This window comes from Pontibacter virosus, assembly GCF_003096355.1.
GTDB classification, from domain to species: Bacteria; Bacteroidota; Bacteroidia; order Cytophagales; family Hymenobacteraceae; genus Pontibacter; species Pontibacter virosus.
In genome coordinates, this window is sequence record NZ_QEKI01000016.1 from 1 (window position 1) to 19,189 (window position 19,189).

The 19,189-nt window shown below is 51.2% G+C and carries 13 protein-coding genes; 12 read left to right on the forward strand and 1 reads right to left on the reverse strand.

Translation table 11 applies throughout. From position 1 onward, the window contains the following. Positions 1-213 precede the first annotated feature (213 nt). The 3 genes from C8E01_RS17850 (at position 214) to C8E01_RS17860 (ending at position 2,505) form a co-directional block, all read left to right on the forward strand. Complete coding sequence (locus C8E01_RS17850; protein ID WP_116544829.1) at positions 214-750, forward strand: YceI family protein; 537 nt, start codon at positions 214-216, stop codon at positions 748-750. 159 nt (positions 751-909) lie between these two features. After that, positions 910-1,845 (forward strand): ring-cleaving dioxygenase, encoded by a 936-nt coding sequence (locus C8E01_RS17855; protein WP_116544830.1) that lies wholly within the window; start codon positions 910-912, stop codon positions 1,843-1,845. Positions 1,846-1,875: 30 nt separating this feature from the next. Next, positions 1,876-2,505 (forward strand): alpha/beta hydrolase, encoded by a 630-nt coding sequence (locus C8E01_RS17860; protein WP_116544831.1) that lies wholly within the window; start codon positions 1,876-1,878, stop codon positions 2,503-2,505. 69 nt (positions 2,506-2,574) lie between these two features. Here C8E01_RS17860 and C8E01_RS17865 read toward each other — a convergent pair whose 3' ends face one another. Then, positions 2,575-4,158, reverse strand: a complete 1,584-nt coding sequence (locus C8E01_RS17865; RefSeq protein ID WP_116544832.1) for a hypothetical protein — start codon at positions 4,156-4,158, stop codon at positions 2,575-2,577. 494 nt (positions 4,159-4,652) lie between these two features. Here C8E01_RS17865 and C8E01_RS17870 point away from each other — a divergent pair, with 494 nt between their 5' ends. The 9 genes from C8E01_RS17870 (at position 4,653) to C8E01_RS17910 (ending at position 19,154) form a co-directional block, all read left to right on the forward strand. Further along, entirely contained in the window at positions 4,653-7,079 is a 2,427-nt protein-coding gene (locus C8E01_RS17870) for a glycoside hydrolase family 2 protein (RefSeq protein ID WP_116544833.1), read from the forward strand. 24 nt (positions 7,080-7,103) lie between these two features. Then, positions 7,104-7,499 carry a hypothetical protein gene (locus C8E01_RS17875; RefSeq protein ID WP_116544834.1) on the forward strand — a complete coding sequence of 132 codons (396 nt, stop codon included), beginning with the start codon at positions 7,104-7,106 and terminating at the stop codon, positions 7,497-7,499. A gap of 78 nt (positions 7,500-7,577) precedes the next feature. Next, positions 7,578-8,738, forward strand: coding sequence for a galactokinase (locus C8E01_RS17880; RefSeq protein ID WP_116544835.1), 1,161 nt, complete (start codon positions 7,578-7,580; stop codon positions 8,736-8,738). A gap of 36 nt (positions 8,739-8,774) precedes the next feature. Then, positions 8,775-9,809, forward strand: coding sequence for a UDP-glucose--hexose-1-phosphate uridylyltransferase (locus tag C8E01_RS17885; RefSeq protein ID WP_116544836.1), 1,035 nt, complete (start codon positions 8,775-8,777; stop codon positions 9,807-9,809). Between the two features lie 96 nt (positions 9,810-9,905). Then, the gene (locus C8E01_RS17890) at positions 9,906-11,483 is read left to right on the forward strand and encodes a sodium/sugar symporter (protein ID WP_116544837.1); all 1,578 of its coding nucleotides are present in this window, start codon (positions 9,906-9,908) and stop codon (positions 11,481-11,483) included. A 279-nt stretch (positions 11,484-11,762) separates the two neighbouring features. Then, positions 11,763-13,031: an exo-beta-N-acetylmuramidase NamZ family protein gene (locus tag C8E01_RS17895; protein WP_116544838.1), complete on the forward strand. Its 1,269-nt coding sequence runs from the start codon at positions 11,763-11,765 to the stop codon at positions 13,029-13,031. A gap of 595 nt (positions 13,032-13,626) precedes the next feature. After that, the gene (locus tag C8E01_RS17900; RefSeq protein ID WP_116544839.1) at positions 13,627-16,734 is read left to right on the forward strand and encodes a SusC/RagA family TonB-linked outer membrane protein; all 3,108 of its coding nucleotides are present in this window, start codon (positions 13,627-13,629) and stop codon (positions 16,732-16,734) included. Positions 16,735-16,745: 11 nt separating this feature from the next. Next, entirely contained in the window at positions 16,746-18,335 is a 1,590-nt protein-coding gene (locus C8E01_RS17905) for a SusD/RagB family nutrient-binding outer membrane lipoprotein (protein ID WP_116544911.1), read from the forward strand. A gap of 12 nt (positions 18,336-18,347) precedes the next feature. Continuing rightward, positions 18,348-19,154 carry a DUF4397 domain-containing protein gene (locus C8E01_RS17910; RefSeq protein ID WP_116544840.1) on the forward strand — a complete coding sequence of 269 codons (807 nt, stop codon included), beginning with the start codon at positions 18,348-18,350 and terminating at the stop codon, positions 19,152-19,154. Positions 19,155-19,189 lie beyond the last annotated feature (35 nt).

The window sequence follows — 19,189 nt, forward strand, 5'->3', positions numbered from 1 at the left end:
TGAGTACTCCACCAAATCGTCTGAGACAATGATAAAAGTGGCCATGATTCACATCATGCTTAACAAACTAACTAAATAAAATCAAAACAGCCTCTAAAAATTTCAAAAAAGAAACCTTTTTGAAATAATTGATGTATATACATTTAAAGTCTATACATTTGTCGTAGATTTGTAACAGAGAATCATTTAAACTAAAACAATAAGATTAAGATTATGGCAAACGTAAGATGGTCAGTAGACCCCATGCACAGCGAAGTACAGTTTAAAGTAAAGCACTTGATGATCACGACTGTGACAGGTTATTTCCAGAAGTTCACGGTAGAGGCGGAGAGCGAAGATGAGAACTTCAACGGGGCCAGCAACATTGTGTTCACAGCCGATGTGAACTCGATCAGCACCAACAACGAGCAGCGCGACACACACCTGAAGTCAGCCGACTTTTTTGATGCGGAGAACCACAGCGAGGTGCGTTTTGTAGGCACACGCTACGAGAACGTGGGCGGCAATGACTATAAACTGCATGGCGACCTGACTATCCGTAACATAACCAAGCCTGTGACAGTGAACGTGGAGTTTGGCGGCACAGTGGTAGACCCGTACGGTCAGCACAAAGCGGGCTTTACAGTAACCGGTAAGATCAGTCGTAAAGAATTCGGCCTGACCTGGAACGCAGTAACCGAAGCGGGTAGCGTGGTTGTGAGCGACGAGATCAAGCTGCAGGCTGAAGTGCAGTTGGTAAAGCAGGCCTAAGGCTTGTTTGAGAATGCTGGTGAGAAATCTGGTTAGCAATCAAGTTTCCAGTTTTCTCACAGCTTCGCAGGCACTCACTGATGCTAGGCTTTAGCGTGCTCCAAAACATAAATACCTCCGGTTTTACGTACACCTTATAACCGGCTAAATTGTAATACCATGGAAGACAGAATCTTAGGGCTCCACCATATCACAGCCATTGCCAATTCAGCAAAAAACAACCTGGACTTTTATACCAAAGTGCTGGGGTTGCGTCTGCTCAAAAAAACAGTCAATTTTGATGACCCCGGCACCTACCATCTCTATTATGGCGATGAAGCAGGCAGTCCGGGTACCATCCTGACCTTTTTCCCTTATCAGGGTGCGCGCAGAGGCAAGGCCGGTGCAGGTATGGCTACGCACATCGGCTACGCTGTGCCCGAAGGCAGCTTCGATTTTTGGATGAAACGCTTCGAAGAGCACGGGGTAAGCTACGGTCGCCCTGCTGAGAAATTCGGAGAGCAGTACCTGCCCTTCCAGGATCCGGACGGACTGTTGCTGGAACTGGTAATTCCGAAGAATGCAGACAACCGCAGGCCCTGGGAAACGGACGAGGTGAAGGTAGAGGTGGCAACCAAAGGCTTTCATAATGTAACGCTGACATTGCAAAAGGCTGAAAAGACCGCAGCAATTCTGACCGACATCTTTGGCTATACCTTGCAGGACCAGACAGGCAGCAGCTACAGGTATAGCACCGATGCGGTGGAAGGCGCCAACATCATCGACATTGTGGAAAACCCGAACATCGGGCGCGGTGAAGGCGGTGCAGGTACCAACCATCATATTGCCTTCCGGGTAAAAGATGAGGAAGTGCTGATGCGCTTCCGTGAGAAAATAGCAAGCAAAGGATTCAACATCACAGAGAAGATAGACCGCAATTACTTCTACTCGCTTTACTTCCGTGAACCAGGCGGCGTGCTGTTTGAGATTGCAACTGACAACCCGGGCTTTGCGACAGACGAGTCAGTGGAGGAGTTGGGCAAAAAGCTCTTGCTGCCACCACAATACGAGCCGCACAGAGCTAAAATAGAGGCGGTACTGCCGAGTCTGGTCTAATATTATTATTAACTGAACGAAAGGTATAGCATGTACACACACGAAAAGCAAGTCCGTACGCAGGGCAAACCCCTGGCAGAAACCGGAAAGGCACTGGTTCTGATCCATGGCAGAGGAGCCACGGCAACCAGCATACTGCCACTGGCACAGGAACTGGGAGCCGATGATTTCACGCTGTTCGCACCGCAGGCCACGAACAATACCTGGTATCCTTACAGTTTCATGGCCCCAACGGACCAGAACCAGCCCGCTTTGGACTCAGCCCTGGAGTTGATCCACGAAACCGTGCAGGGTATACTAGCGCAAGGTATAGCCAGTAGAGACATTTATTTGCTCGGCTTCTCGCAGGGAGCCTGTCTCACATCAGAGTACGCGAGCCGGCACGCACAACGCTTTGGCGGGCTGCTGATCTTCACAGGCGGCCTGATCGGGCAGGAACTGAACACGGGCAACTACAAAGGTGACTTTGAAGGTACCCCAGTGCTCATCACGACCGGCGACCCGGACCCGCATGTGCCGGTAAGCAGGGTGGACGAAACCGTGAAGCAGCTGGAAAGCATGGGCGCAAAAGTAACCCGCAAGGTATACCCAGGCCGCCCGCACACTATAATGGACGAAGAACTGGAGCTAGCCAAAAAGATTCTGGGGTCTAAAGAATAGTTTAATTGTTTAGCTGAAAACGAGAGAGCCGGAAGTGTCAGCTTCCGGCTCTCTCGTTTATAAAGTGTACTAATTCTGACTTTCGTAGCCGAAATCCTTAAACGTCTTGGAGATGTTCTCGTCACTCGCTTTGCTCTTGTTCTTCCAGCTGGCATCAAGCTCCAGCGCAACCAGGCCTTTGAGGTTCATCACCGCTACAAAATCATCCACATCTTTCAGAAATTCCGGCTTACGGCGCGACGACTTAAGGGCATACTTACGGGCGAAAACATCGCCTTTGGTTTGCAGTTCGTTTCGTTTCTCAATGATGTAATTCAGTCGCTCTACCAAATCTTTGGTGGAACGACCGATGACCTCGGTTGCCTCCAGGGTGCCGATGGTCATGACGGTGGTGCCACCTATGGTCGTGATCTTTTTGCTGGTGGCAGGCTCATCTATCACAACAGGGGCTATTCCCGTCACAGCACCCATTGAGGCGTTGGCCAGAGAGCGCCCTTTTTTACCTTTGCGGGCGCGGTTGTATTTTTTTTTCAGATCTTTCTCCGTTTCCTTGAGCTGCTCCATCAGGTCCCAGGCCCGTACCAACGAAGCGCGGTATTCATTGTAAAGTTTCTGGTCCTTTTCGCCCTCGTTTATGGCGTTGAGTATGGTGATCGACACGGTGCGCTCGTCTCGCTTGTTGGATTTGTCCAGCACAAAAAAGGTCATCTCAAAAGCCACGGAATCGAGCGGGTCGCGCACAAAATCGTAGCCTGGGCGCCAAATGAATTCGTACTGCGACGGCGTGTTTTTGACTAGGGCAGAAGCGGGCACAGTCGTGTTGGTAGAGATAAAACTGAAAGAGGCGATGTCAGCTTCGCCATTCGGGTCGTAGATCTGGAACTTGATGTTCAGCGTGGCGTCCTCTTTGTAAACAAAGCGCTTCTGCGATGGGATCATCTGCAGGGTAGGGGGCAGGTCCTGCTGTGTTACCTCCACCTTAAAAGCGCCCTTCGTGCGTGCCTTGGCAGGCTGGTCCTCCACGTAAAACTCCACCAGAATGGGCTTGTTGCGCAGGCGGTTAAACTGCGTGAGCGATGGCTTCCAGGTAAACTCTCCCTGCGCCGACAGTTTGGCTCCCTCGGGCATGCCGTCGGCAATGGCCACAAACACGATCGGGTCCTCATCTTCGTCCTGCACGGCCGCCGACTCAATAGTATAGGTATTTTGGGTATTGTAGCGCACATAAAGGGGTTTCAACTCGCCTACCACTGGCGGACGGTTCACGTGCTCCACCTTAAAGTCCACCACCTGGCTGGCGCTCTCGTCTTTCTCGTTTCGGGCCTCAAAGATCACCTGCAACACGCGTCCGCCGCTCAGGCGGTCCACAAAGTCGTAGCTGGGCGTCCAGGAGAAATAACCAAGCGAATCGAAGACCATGCCATCGACTTTGCCTTGCTTGATGCTATACCTGAAAGCTGTACCGGTGCCGCCACTGGCTTGCACCTCGAACTCGAGCTGTTGCCCCTCTTTGAGCACGTTCCAGCCGGGCTCGGTCGGGAACTGCAGCTTGATGGCAGAAGACTTAGAAGTCTTGACAGGAGGTACGTCCTGGGCAATAGCCTGGCTAATAAGGAGCAGCAGAAAAGAAAAAAGAAGTAGACTCTTTTTCATATAAGGTGAATTGTGCAATGGGATCGTAGAGAATGCTTGAGCTTTTAATTGTCTTAGCGTAGGCCAGGAGCGGAGCTTGAGAATAGTACTAAAACTGCCACGCAGCACGGTGCGTCCTGAGGTAGCGAATGGTGGCATCCGCAGCAAAGTGAGTGCTAAATGAAAGACTAAGTTCGAACATGCTCTTTATAGAAGCCTCTAAGTTAGCAAAGTCTTCTGCTTTTATCAAAGCTGGCCTTCGTCTAAAATTTCAAGTAGCCTTTTGGTAGGAAAAAGTGAGGATAAATGCGATGCAAAATTGCATTATATCTGGTGTTTAGGTGCAAGGTGCTTACTGAGTAATAAAGCAGCAGTATTTCATAAAGTTTATATCTTTGGGAGCGCTTACCTTTCGGTTGTACCGAACGCAGGATGCTTTTTTTCGTTTGTAGTCAGGCCGGTAAAACTGATGTGGGGCTCCACATTGGCGAATTTGGCGACAAATAAACTCTCCTATGCTCAAGTTCAAAATATTGCCATACCTTCTGCCGCTGGTCTTCGCCTGGCTGGCAGCAGGATGTGCCACTCAATCAAGTAAGCCTGCAACGGGCGCGGCAGCTTCTGAAATAAAAAGCAGCCAATTGTTTAATGACGACTGGAAGTTTGTGCGGGATCTGGATACCAGCAATTTTATGGCACGGCTTCCGGAGTTTGCCTCAGGGGAGACTAGCTGGGAGGATGTGTCACTACCGCATACTGCCCGCATCGAGCCCATCCACAAAACGGAGCAGCAATGGCAGGGCACGGCACTTTACCGCAAGATCTTCCGCCTGCCCGACAGCGACAAAGGCCGGCATATTGCGCTGCATTTTGAGGGGGCCATGCAGGTAGCCGATATATACCTGAATGGCAAGCATTTGCAGCGTCACCTGGGTGGTTACCTGCCTTTTTATGTTGATATAAGCTCGCATGTGCGGTTTGGGGAAGAGAACATCCTGCTGGTGCGTGTCAACAACGAAGACAATGCGAAATTTCCGCCGGGCAAGCCACTGGCCGACCTCGATTTTAATTACTACAGCGGCCTCTACCGCAATGTATACCTGGTCACGAAAGACAAACTGCACATATCTGATGCCGTGGCGGCTAACCGGGTGGCGGGCGGCGGTGTGCTGCTGCATTACGAAAACGTGAGTGCCAGCCAGGCTACCCTGCATGTGCAGACCGAAGTGAAAAATGACCACGAGGATAATCGAAGTGTGCAGGTTAGGCTGCTGCTTTCCGATATAGATGGTAATATGGTCGGCGAAGCGATGGCTGACGCCGCAGCGGTAACGGCGGGAGGGTTCGGCACCTTTCGGCAGCAGATCAGCATCAAAAATCCACAGCTCTGGTCGCCGGACAATCCCTACCTCTATACCTTAACTGTGGAGCTACTGCAGGATGGAAAAGTACTGGAACAAACGCAGCTAAAAACTGGCGCCCGTACTTTCCGCTTCGCCAAAGATGGCTTTTACCTCAACGGAGAAAAGCTATACCTGCGGGGCACCAACCGTCACCAGGAATACCCCTATTTAGGTTATGCCCTGTCTGACAACGCCAACTATCGTGATGCCTATAAGATAAAAGAAGCCGGTTTCAACTTCGTGCGCTTGTCGCACTACCCGCACTCGCCGAGTTTTATGCGGGCTTGCGACGAGTTGGGGCTGCTGGTGATGGATGCTATACCTGGCTGGCAGTTTTTCGGGGATAAGGAGTTCCAAGACAACGCCATTCAGGATGTACGCGACATGGTGCGCCGCGACCGCAACCACCCCTCGGTCGTACTCTGGGAAGCTTCGCTCAACGAGTCGGAAATGACGCGGGAGTTTATGCAACGGGCGCACGATGCGGTGCACGAAGAGCTGCCTGTTGGAGAGGTCTATACCTGTGGCTGGCTCGACGAGGTATACGATGTGTTTATACCAGCTCGCCAGCACGGCAAAGCCCCCGACTACTGGAATAAATATGCCAAAGACAAACCGATTTTCATTGCCGAGTATGGCGACTGGGAGTATTATGCCCAGAACGCCGGTTTCAACCAGAAAGAGTTTAAAAACCTGAAAGAAGAAGAGCGCACCTCGCGGCAGCTGCGGGGTATGGGCCAGAAACGACTGTTGCAACAGGCGCTCAACTACCAGGAAGCCCACAACAGCAACCTGCAGGGGCCGGCCGCAGGCGATGCCAACTGGCTGATGTTCGACTACAAGCGCGGCTATGCCGACGACATCGAATCCTCCGGCATCATGGACATAGTGCGATTGCCTAAGTTTGCCTATTATTTCTACCAGAGCCAAGCCGGCCCTGACCTGACTAAGGATGCTGTCTTCCATAAGCCCATGGTCTTCATTGCCAATTACTGGAACGATCCCTCTCTGAAAACCGTGCGCGTATTCAGCAACTGCGACGAAGTGGAGTTGCAACTAAACGGCAAAACCATCGCCCGTCAGCAACCTGACCAGAATGCGAACTCCACACACCTGCCACATCCGTCGTTTACATTTAATGTGCCGAAGTACGAAGCTGGAAAACTCACTGCAATTGGCTACATTGGAGGCAAAAAAGCAGCGGAGCACACCCAGCAAACAGCCGGCAAGGCCGCTAAACTGCAACTCCACGCCGATTACAGCGGCAAGCCCTTGCAGGCAGGCGTCAATGATGTGGTGTTCGTCTACGCCAGCATCACCGATGCCAAAGGTGCGGTGGTCCCTGACGCGACGAACCAGGTGAGTTTTACCCTGGAAGGAGATGCCCAAATAGTAGGAGACTCCACCGTATCAGCCGAAGCAGGTATAGCGGCTATCTTAGTGAAAGCTGGCAAGCAAGCAGGCAGTATAAAAGTGCAGGCGCAGAGCCAGGGATTGGAAGCGGGAAGCTATACCTTGGAAGTTGAATTGGGAAGGTAGTAATGGATAGCTAAGAACGAGTACATGGATAAAATATATCTCATTCTTTTCGTGTTGTTTCTAATAGGCTGCAATGCGAAAGAAAAGACGATGGAATCTGCGAGGCAAGAACAGCAAAACCAGTCTGTCGCATCAATAGAGTCGCAGCAGGCCCATGTACGATTCTCATTTACCAAGCAGGATATTATGGGTATATGGACCTCGGGAGAGACTGAGAACGCGACCTTGAGTATTGAAGAGGACTCTGTATTGTATGTTGATTCCTTTGAGTATGTGAGATATACTTTTAAGAATGACACGATTATATATTTTGATGCAGAGGGCCCATACTGGTCAGGTATAGTAATCAAAGCTGACAAAGACTCTTTGGTTATTACCAGCGAGTTTGGCACTGACCGATTTTGGAGATTCAAAGACTAAAAGAACATTGCAGTTCATGACCATAGCTTCACCAAGCTAAAGCCTACTACGGTCACCGGAACTTAACCACAGTTAAACATGGTACAAGACATCATCGCACAATTTAAAGAACGCTTTCAACAAGATCCAATCATTGTCCGCTCCCCTGGTCGGGTAAACCTGATCGGCGAGCACACCGACTACAACGAGGGCTTTGTGCTGCCGGCTGCCATTAACAAGGAAATATACTTTGCTGTGGCGCCTAATCAGGGCCATACCTTCCGGGTATATGCCTACGACCTGCAGCAGGAGGCCGAGTTTGACCTGCGCCAAGTGCAGCGGACTGAGCTGAGTTGGGCCAATTACCTGCTCGGCGTGATTGCCCAATTGCAGCAGGCGGGCTACGAAGTAAAAGGCTTTGATCTCGTGTATGGAGGTAATATCCCGATTGGGGCGGGACTTTCGTCTTCGGCAGCAGTAGAGTGCGGGCTGGCGTTTGCCCTGAATCACATCTTCGACTACGGCATCCCTAAGTTTGACCTGGTGAAGATGGCCCAAATGGCCGAGCATACCTATGCAGGTGTTCGTTGCGGCATCATGGACCAATTCGCCAGCATGTACGGCCGTCAGCAGCACGCCGTAAAGCTCGACTGCCGCTCCCTGGAGTTCGACTATTACCCGCTCGACATGGCCGATTACCGCATCGTGCTCTGCGACACGCAGGTGAAGCACAGCCTGGCCTCTTCTGAGTACAACACCCGACGGCAGGAGTGTGAAGCAGGCGTGGCTTTGCTGCAACGACACTACCCACAGGTGAATAGTCTGCGCGACGTAACCGTGGCCATGCTGGAGCAACACCAGGAAGAGTTTAACCCGGTGGTATATCGCCGCTGCACCTATGTAGTGCACGAAAACAAGCGGGTGGAAGAAGCCTGCCTGGCACTGGAGCAGGGCGACTTGCATAGCTTTGGCGAGAAAATGTATGCCTCGCACCGCGGTCTGCAGCATGACTACGAAGTGAGCTGTCCTGAGCTGGACTTTCTGGTAGATCAAACTCATGACCTCGAAGAAGTGCTGGGTGCCCGCATGATGGGAGGGGGCTTTGGCGGCTGCACCATTAACCTGGTAAAACTGGAAGCACTGGATGCCTTTACCGAAAAGATGGAAGAGGCCTACAAATTGCAGTTCGGCATTCAGCTCAAAACTTACATAGCCGAGCTGGTGGACGGCAGCAGTCTGGCAGAAACAGGTGACCTATAATTTACGGCCTCTACTTTAACATTAAACCAAAACACCATGGCTACTTTTGATCTGGCAGAACACCCGCATCGCAGGTATAATCCGCTAACTGGTGAGTGGGTGCTGGTGTCGCCGCACCGTTCCAAGCGCCCGTGGCAGGGGCAGCAGGAAGAACAGGCTTGCGATACCCGCCCCGAATACGACCCGACCTGCTACCTGTGCCCCACCAATACCCGCGCCAACGGCGAGCAGAATCCTGCCTATACCTCTACTTATGTGTTCGACAACGATTTTGGTGCCTTGCAGGACGGTGTGCCTGAAGGGGCTTATGTAGTGGGCGGCCTGATCCGGGCGGAGAGCGAACGCGGCATCTGCCGGGTTATCTGTTTCTCGCCGCGCCACGACCTCACGTTGGCCGAGATGGAAGCAGCCGAAATCCGCAAAGTGGTGGATCTCTGGCAAAAGGAGTATGCTGAGCTGGGGAGCCTGGACTTTATCAACTATGTGCAGATTTTCGAAAACAAGGGTAGCATCATGGGTTGCAGCAATCCGCACCCGCACGGGCAGATCTGGGCCCAGAGCACCGTGCCGGTAGAGCCTGCCAAAGAAACCACCCAGCAAGAGCAGTACTTCGAGCAGCACGGCCGCAGTCTGTTGGCCGATTATCTGCAACTGGAGCTTGAACGCCGTGAGCGGGTGGTAGTGGAGAACGAGCACTTTGTGGCGCTGGTGCCTTTTTGGGCGGTTTGGCCTTTCGAAACCATCATCATCAGCAAGCGCCATTTTCAGCACATCGGGCAAATGAGCGAGGAGGAAAAAGATGGCTTCAGTCAGATCATCCAATCACTCACAGCTACCTACGATCGGGTGTTTGGCGTGTCATTCCCTTACTCCTCGGGCATTCACCAAAGTCCCACTGATGGGCAGGCATACCCAGGCTGGCATTTCCACATGCACTTCTATCCGCCGTTGCTGCGCTCGGCCACTGTCAAAAAGTTTATGGTAGGCTACGAGATGATGGGAAATCCGCAGCGCGACATCACGCCTGAAGCCGCTGCCAGGCTGCTACGGGATCTTGTGACGACCTCATGAAAGCCCAATAGCGGGAGCCGGGCGAAAATAACTGCTTCTGCCCGTATCATTTATTAAATCTAATATTCTATATTAGCTATTCTAAACAACCATGCAATGAATTTTTCCACCCTGGATTTCGCCATTTTTATTGGCTACTGTGTGCTCATTATAGCGGTCGGCATTTGGGTGTCCCGCGAAAAGAAGGGCCATATCAAAAACTCAACCGACTACTTTCTGGCCAGTAAGTCCCTGCCCTGGTGGGCGATCGGGGCTTCGCTTATCGCTTCGAACATCTCAGCCGAGCAGTTCATCGGTATGTCAGGCTCTGGCTTTGCCATTGGCTTAGGTATAGCCAGCTACGAGTTCATGGCGGCGGCCACGCTGATCATTGTCGCCAAATTCTTTCTCCCGATCTATATTAAGGAGGGGATCTTCACGATGCCGCAGTTCCTGAAGCTGCGCTACGACGACCGTATCCGCACCAGTCTGGCTATCTTCTGGATCATGCTTTACATATTCGTGAACCTGACCACTGTGTTATACCTGTCGGCGCTGGCCTTGAGCGTGGTGTTTGATGTGAGCACGATGTGGGCGATTGTTGGATTGGCAGTGGTGGCAGTGTCATACTCCATTTATGGAGGCCTCAAGGCAGTTGCCTGGACCGATGTGATCCAGGTTGTCTTTCTGATAATGGGTGGCTTGGTAACGACTTTTCTGGCACTCGATGCCGTGAGCGGTGGCCAAGGCCCAATTAAAGGTATGGGCATGCTGCTGGAAGGGGTGCCAGAGAAGTTTGACATGATTCTTTCAGAAGAAAATCCCTTCTACAAAGACCTTCCGGGTATGACCGTGCTTTTTGGTGGTATGTGGATTGCCAATATCAGCTACTGGGGCTTTAACCAGTACATTGTGCAGCGTGCCCTGGCGGCCAAAAGCCTGAAAGAGGTGCAGTGGGGTCTGGTGTTTGCCGCCTTCCTGAAGCTGCTCATTCCGCTGGTGGTGGTGATACCCGGTATAGCGGCCTTTGCGCTCAACGCTGAAATCAGCCGTTACGACGAAGCCTACCCCTGGCTTCTGAACACCCTGGTGCCGACCGGCCTGAAGGGATTGGCCTTTGCTGCGCTTATGGCGGCGGCCCTGTCTTCGCTTAGCTCGATGATGAACTCCACCGCCACCATTTTTACCATGGACATTTACAAGGCGCACCTGAAGCCTGAGGCAAACGAAAAGCAACTGGTAATAGTGGGACGACTGGTCAGCTTAACGGCCATCATCATTGCAGTGCTGGTGGCAGAGCCGCTGCTGGGAGGGGAGGAGCAGATCTTCCAGTTCATTCAGAAATACACCGGCTACGTGAGCCCAGGTATAGTGGTGCTGTTTGTGTTCGGACTGTTCTGGAAGCGTGCTACGTCCAATGCCGCTCTGGCTACAGCCATTGCTTCTGTGCCATTCAGCATCATCATCGACCAGGTGTTCCCGACCATGCCGTTCCTCGACCAGATGGGACTGGTGTTTCTGCTACTGTCTACGCTTATGATTGTGTACTCACTTTATGAGAATAAGTCACGTGGCATCATGCCAGCCAATCCAATTCAGTATGAGAGGTCGTTGTTCCGGACAGATATGATCTTCAATGTGGCCTCCTTCGCCATTGTTCTGACGCTGGCTGCCATCTACATCATCTTCTGGTAAATTATCACGCACCAGGCGCTTTATAAGGGGCAGGTATGGCGGAGGCTATACCTGCCCTTTCATTTTGTGGATTATCAAATTACTAATGAAGAATCGGATTTAGTGCATGTTTTTGCGGATTTAATAAAATAATCAGCATAAAATTTGGCAAATTGAAATAAAAATGAGTTAATTAGTGAAGGAAAAAGCAGGAATGGCAGTAGAGTTTGCATAAAGCCGCTTGCCACTTTCCTAGCCAGGCCTTAAAACAGGCAAGGCTGCCAGCGTAATCAAGCTACTATGTATACTCCCTTCAAAGTGAAAGTGCTGGTGAACAGTGCGCTAGCGCTGTTGCTCACAGCGGCATCCTGCAAAGCACCGCAGCAGCAAGAGACCGCGCCGGCTGCACAGAGCACCGCATCAAAGCCTGAAACCGCACAGGCTTCCATCATAACGGGTGCTGACCAAACCGAAGCCTACCTCCCTTACCTGAAAGGCAAACGTGTCGGGATGGTGGTGAATCCAACCTCCATTATTGGTGATAAGCTGAGTGTGGACAGTTTGCATGCCCTCGGGGTAAATATTGTGAAAGTGTTTGGGCCGGAGCACGGCTTCAGGGGCGATGCCAGCGCCGGTATAAAGGTAGAAGACAGCGTGGACCCTAAGACAGGTATACCGGTGGTGTCGCTGTATGGCAAGCGCAACAAACCAACCAAAGAAGACCTGGCCGATGTAGACCTGATGATTTTTGATATACAGGACGTGGGCACCCGCTTCTATACCTATACCATTACGCTGCATCGTGTGATGGAGGCGTGCGCCGAAAACGGGGTGGAACTAATGGTGCTGGACAGGCCTAATCCGAATGGCTTTTTGGTCGACGGTCCAATCCTGGAGCCTGAAAATAAATCAGGGATCGGCATCCATCCTATACCTATCGCGCACGGCCTGACGGTGGGCGAGTTTGCCCAGATGATAAACGGCGAAAAGTGGCTGGCAAATGGCGTGCAATGCAAACTCAACATCGTGAAGGTGAAAAACTACGACCACGACATGCCTTATACCTTGCCTGTGGCGCCTTCCCCTAACCTGAACACGCAGCAGTCTATTTTGCTATACCCGTCCACCTGCCTTTTTGAGGGCACGATCTTTAACCACGGCCGTGGTACGCTATTTCCTTTCACGGTACTCGGGCATCCTGCTATGAAAGATAAGTACGACTTTAGCTATACCCCTGTCGGCATCAAGGGCATGGCCGAAACGCCATTGCACCAGGACCAGGTATGCTACGGGCTGGACCTGCGCAATTACGACACCAACACCTTTCGGGAGACCGGCAGAATCAACCTGGGTTGGATGATCGAGCTATATCAGGCTTACCCGGACAAGGCGCGTTTCTTTGATCAATCGCAAAGCAACCAGATCGGAAACATCGACAGACTGGCCGGTACCAAAAAGTTTAGGGAGCAGATCATTACCGGCGTTTCGGAAGAAGAGATTCGCCAGAGCTGGGAGCCCGGGCTGAGCCAGTACAAGCAAATGCGTCAGAATTACCTGCTGTACCCTTGATGCAAACGGGAGCCGGATTGTAGAATTTTGGGACGTGCTGCTGGAGATCAGGCAGCCGAACCGAAACATGCAGAATATGTTATGGCATAACTTGATACCGGAAAGTGCCTCAGTAACACTATGTATACCTTCCGGTGTCTGCTTATTTGCCAAAATTGATTTTGCTGAATTATGCGGGTTTGGGTTAATGGCATAACAGTGGAGCTTAACGTAAGTGCTGCTTTAAAAGTAATAGAAGCGGTTTTGAGTCGGATAAAGCAATTAATTAAAATAATTATTTAAAATTATATAAAATAAGTTTAATTTTATATGCATGATTATGCGGTTTTGCGTATAAGTTATTGTTGCTGCTTTTTTCTTTTTTAGCTAAAATGATTGCAATAACCTGTGCGCTATAATCCTTTTTTACTAGTTTTAATGTGAATTTAATATATACCTAAATAGAGAGGTGTGAATGTTGCTAGCTTGATTGTATTATATGAAGTTGCTTTACTGTGATGCAAAGCCAGCGCCTGAAAGAGAATCAATTCTATGTTTTACCTAATAACCTATAATCAATCTACCCACAATAATCTTAACCAATAGCCACGCAGTTATGATGAAAAAATTACAATGTTACCTATGGGGGATATGTTTCCTTCTGTTTCACTTTACAGCCAATGCACAGAGCACGACTGTAACCGGCACGGTAACTGCCGCCTCCGACAATACCCCGCTACCTGGTGTTACGGTAGCCGTTAAAGGCCAGCCGCGTGGTACGAATACCGACACGGATGGCAAGTTTTCTATTTCGGTAGCACCTTCCGATGTGTTGGTGTTCAGTTTTATTGGCATGAAGTCCGTTGAGAAGCCGGTTGGAACAAACACAGTAATCAACGTGGCCTTGCAGGCGAATGAGCAAAGCCTGAGCGAAGTAGTGGTAACCGCCCTCGGTATAAAGCAGGAAAAGAAAGCCCTAGGTTATGCCGTAACAGAAGTTAAAGGTTCCACCATCGCCCAGACACAACGCGAGAACTTCGTGAACGGCCTGGCCGGACGTGTGGCAGGTGTGGAAGTGAACGCTTCTTCCGGTCTGCCAGGTTCTTCTTCTTCTATCGTGATCCGTGGTATCAGCTCCCTGAGCGGAAGCAACCAGCCATTGTTCGTAGTAGACGGTTTGCCAATCAGCAACAATACCACATCTACAGGTGTGTTTGCTTCTTCTATCGGTGCCGGCTCCCGTTCATTCGAAAACAGGGGCGTGGACTTTACCAACCGTGCCGCCGACATCAACCCGGAGGATATTGAGTCCATCACTGTACTGAAAGGTCCTGAAGCGGCCGCTCTTTATGGTATAGAGGCTGCCTCTGGTGCTATCGTAATCACCACCAAGCGTGGTCAGGCAGGAAAGCCACGTATTAACTACAGCAACAGCTTCCGTATCGACCGCATTGTGCGCTACCCTGAAATCCAGCAAAAGTATGACAGAGGTGCCAACGGTTATACCACAGAAGGCGACGAAAGCCTATCCTATTTTGGTGCCCCTTACTCTTCCGAAGTACAGTTTTATGACAACGTGAAGAACTTCTTTGATGACGCCTTCACGCAGAAGCACAACCTGGCCTTCACAGGCGGTAACGAAGCTGCACAGTACCGCATCTCCGGTTCTTTCACTGATGCGCAGGGTTTCATCCCGAACACAGGTCTGGAGCGCATCACGCTTTCTTCAGCTATCACGGCGAAGTTGAGCAACCGTCTTTCTACAGACGTAACGTTCGACTATACCCGTTCTGACAATGACCAGGCTTTCAGAGGGGCCGGTGGTCCTTTGCTGCAGCTGCTGCGCTGGCCATCTACTGACGACGCCAGTAATTACCTGACGCCAACTGGTAACAGAAGAGATTTCGGTTCTTACTCAACTGCTATTGAGAACCCGTTCTTCAACGTGAACAAGAACATCTTCAACTCCCTGACGGACCGTTATAGACTGAATGCCAGCCTGACAGCTGATGTGACAGACTGGATGAAACTCGTAGGTCAGGCAGGTGTAGACTATTACACGGAGAAAAACACGATCGTACGTCACCCAGAATCTAACGCAGGCCGCTCTTTCGGCGGTATCTTCGACCAGGCCGTGATCACAAACCGTAACCTGACGTTCCAGTACTATGCCCAGTTCACAGCGCCAACGCTGTTCAACGACAAACTGCGTACCGACCTGAAACTGGGTAGCACGGTATACGATTGGAACACGTTCAGTGCAGCCGCTACCGGTGAGCAATTCATGGCACCGAACCTGTACTCGATCAACAACACGGCTCTTACAACACAGCGTGCTTACAACAACCTGACGCAGCGCCGTCTGGTAGGTGCCTGGGGTAGCTTCAACGCCAGCTACAACGACATCCTCTTCCTGACTTTGACAGGCCGTAACGACTGGAGCTCTACGCTGCCAGTGCAGAACAACTCATTCTTCTATCCGTCTGCCGGTCTGAGCTTTGTGTTTACCGAGCTGGAGCCATTCCAGGGTTTCAAGAACGTGCTGTCTTATGGTAAGTTGAGAGGCTCTATTGCCCAGGTAGGTAAAGACGCCCGTCCGTACAGCATCCGTCCGTTCTACGAAACGGCTATGACAACGGGTGGTGGTTTCCGTTACGGTTTCACTGGCCCAAGCCTGAACCTGCGTCCGGAAATGACAACCTCTTACGAGTTCGGTACAGAGTTGAAGTTCTTCAACGACCGTTTCGGCATCGATGCGACTTACTTCAAGAAGAAGTCTGTTGATCAGATCGTGCAGAACCTGCGTCTGAGCTATGCCACTGGTTTCGTACTGATGACCTTTAACGCCGGTGAGATGGAGAACTCAGGTATAGAGCTTCAACTGAACGGCACGCCTGTGGAGAACAGCAATTTCAGATGGGATGTGTTGTTGAACTACACGAAGAACAACAGCAAGCTGACGAAACTTCCTGGCGACGTGCAGGAGTTCTACAACTCTGACACCTGGTTGTATGGCAACGTGCGTGTAGGCTCACGTGTGGATGGTCCGTTGACTACCTTCACTGGCTACGACTACCAGCGCAACGACAACGGTGACGTGCTGATCAACCCATCAACTGGTCTGCCTATCCTGAACACGAGCGAGTGGGCCATAGTTGGTGACCGTAACCCGGACTTCAACATCGGTCTGACAAATACCTTCACTTACAAAAACCTGTCACTGAACTTCCTGCTCGACATCCGCAAAGGCGGTGACGTGTACAACGCCACAGAGCACTACCTGACAGTAACTGGTTTGAGCAAGCGCACGCTCAACAGAGAAGAGCCGCGCATCGTGACAGGTGTGTTGAAAGACGGTCTGGAAAACACTGCCACTCCAACGCAGAACAACATTCCGATCGACCTGTACAGAAACTCTACTTACTGGTCGTCTATCTACCCACACCAGAGCTTCATCGAGAAGGACGTGAACTGGGTACGTATGCGTGACGTGACACTGAACTACCGCATGCCATCCAGCATCATGGAGCGTGTTAAGTTCATCGAAGACCTGAACGTGTTTGTAACAGGTACCGACCTGTTCCTGATCACAAACTACTCTGGTCTGGATCCGGTTGCGAACGGTAACTCTGCTGCAGTAGGTGGTGCCGGTGGTTCCGGCCTCGATTACGGTAACTTCCCGTTGCCTAGAGGAATTAACTTTGGTATTAGAGCAGGATTTTAATTAAGATGAAAATGAGAAAGATATTAGTTGCTTCTCTTATAGCGGCCAGCGTGTTTTCGGCGTCTGGTTGTAAAGATTACCTCGACGTAAACACAAACCCGAACGGTCCGGATGCCTTGTTGCAGCCGGAGCTGTTCCTCCCGCAGATACAGTCTGAAATGGCGGTAGCGGTGCAGTGGGACGGCCGCTTTGCCGGTCAGTATGTGCAGAACTGGGCTTCTACAGCAGCAGACAATGCAATTGACCTGCACGCCAACCCACTGTCTGACTCCTACGCACAGCTCTGGAGAGCCGTGTACTGGAGCATGGGCTACAACCTTTCGGACATGATCGAGAGTGGCGAGCGCAGCAAGAAGTACGATTTTGTAGGCGTAGGCCACATCATGCGTGCCTACGGCTGGCAAAACCTCACCGACTATCATGGTCCGGTGATCATGACAGAGGCCTTTGATGCTGACAGACGTGTTTTCAACTTCGACGAGCAGCAGGTTGTTTACCCAGAGGTACAACGTTTGCTGGAGGAAGGCATCAAAAGCCTGGAGCGTACAGACGGGCTGGATGCCGCCAATTCTGGCTTGAGCAAAGGCGACCTGATCTATGCAGGAAACCGTGAGCGCTGGAAGAAGTTTGCCTACGGTCTAATGGCCATCAATGCACACCGCCTGACTAACAAGAGCTCTTACGATCCGGACAAAGTGATCGCGTATGTGGACCAGTCGCTTGCCAGCAATGCTGACAACGCCATGATCCGCTTCCAGGGAGAAGTGAGCGCTAACACAAACTTCTTCGGACCGATCCGTAACAACATCGCTTCTAACCGCCAGACAGACTACATCGTAGGCTTGCTGGATGGTACCAACCCATCGCTGCGTGACGAGAACCTGGTGGCGACTGATCCGGTATTTGAAGGCCAGCACCTTAAAGACCCACGTCTGACTGCTATGCTGGCGCCTTCGCCAGATGGCCAGTACAGAGGCCTTCGTTCAGGAAAAGGCATCACAGGTATACCTGCTGCAGAGATTCCGAACAACCTGTGGGGTGCTGTGGGTGTGTCTACTGCTCAAACCCGTCAGATCTACATTTTCGGTAACGCGGCTCCTTTCCCACTCATGACCTACTCGCAGCTGCAGTTTATTAAAGCAGAGGCTGCCTGGATCGCGGGTAAGAAGGACGTAGCGCTGGATGCCTACACCAAAGGTGTTACAGCACACATCGACTTCTCACGCGCCTATGCACCGGACCCGGCTATGTTTGATCAGCGCAAGGCGGCTTACCTCGCCAGCGAAGAAATGATGCCAAAAACCAGCGAAGGCCTGACGCTTTCTAAGATCATGCTGCAGAAATATATTGCGACATGGGGCTGGGGCTTCCTGGAAACCTGGTCAGACATGAGAAGGTACCACTACAACCAGGATGGCGAAGTATACACAGGCTTTGTACTACCTGAGCTACTGCACGTGACTAACCAGGGAGTGCCTGCTTACAGAGCACGTCCGAGATACAACTCAGAGTACATGTGGAATCAGGAGTCGTTGCGTTCTATCGGCGGTTTCGACGAGAACTACCACACTTATGAAACTTGGTTCAGCAAACACGAATAATCAGAAAAAGAGATGATGAAGATATTTAAAAGAGCATTCTTGTTTTTGGCTGCAGGCATCCTATTGGGAGCCTGCGAAAAAAACGCCATCCCTGAAGTGACAGAGCCCGTGCAGGACGGTGGCGCGTATGTGAAGTTCTTCTTCCAGGTGGAAGGAGCCCCACGCGCCAACTTTTACCTGGACAGCAAGAAAGTGACAGGTGTAGCACCTACTACAAGTAACATCGTACTGGGCAACCTCTATGGCTCGGTATACCCAAGCAACGCCTACGCATTGGTGCCTGCTGGTAGCTTCAACATGAGCGCGATCGATACAGTGGCAGGAGCCGGCACGGCCGATGTACTGGCAAGCACTTCTGTGAGCATGGCTGCTAACAAGCATTACTCGGCTTACCTGGCGGGTACTCCTGAAAGTTATGAAGTGTTTATGGTGGAGGACAACCTGCCGCCAGCCGACTACACCAAAATCTGGTGGCGCTTTATGAACACGATGGCCAACATGCCATTTGCCGTGGATGCTTACGCAGTGCGTTCTGCCGTGGCAGCAACTGAGACAAAGCCAGCTGAGCCAGTTGAAGTATACGAGTTAGGCAAAGGACTTGAGTTTAAACAGCATGGCCCATACGTGGAGCTGAAGCCGGGAACCTATACCTACAAGGTGTTTGCCTCTGGTACTGAGTACGATCCTGCTACTTCACCTTCTTATATTCAGCAGTCATTTGCCGTAGCGTCTTTAGGACGTGTTTACACTACGCAGATTCGTGGCACTTACGCTGAAAAGCCAAAAGCGGCCCAGATAGATTACTGGAGAGAGAGATAAGGTGGTAAACCCGGGGCTGCGCTGGCCTCGGGTTA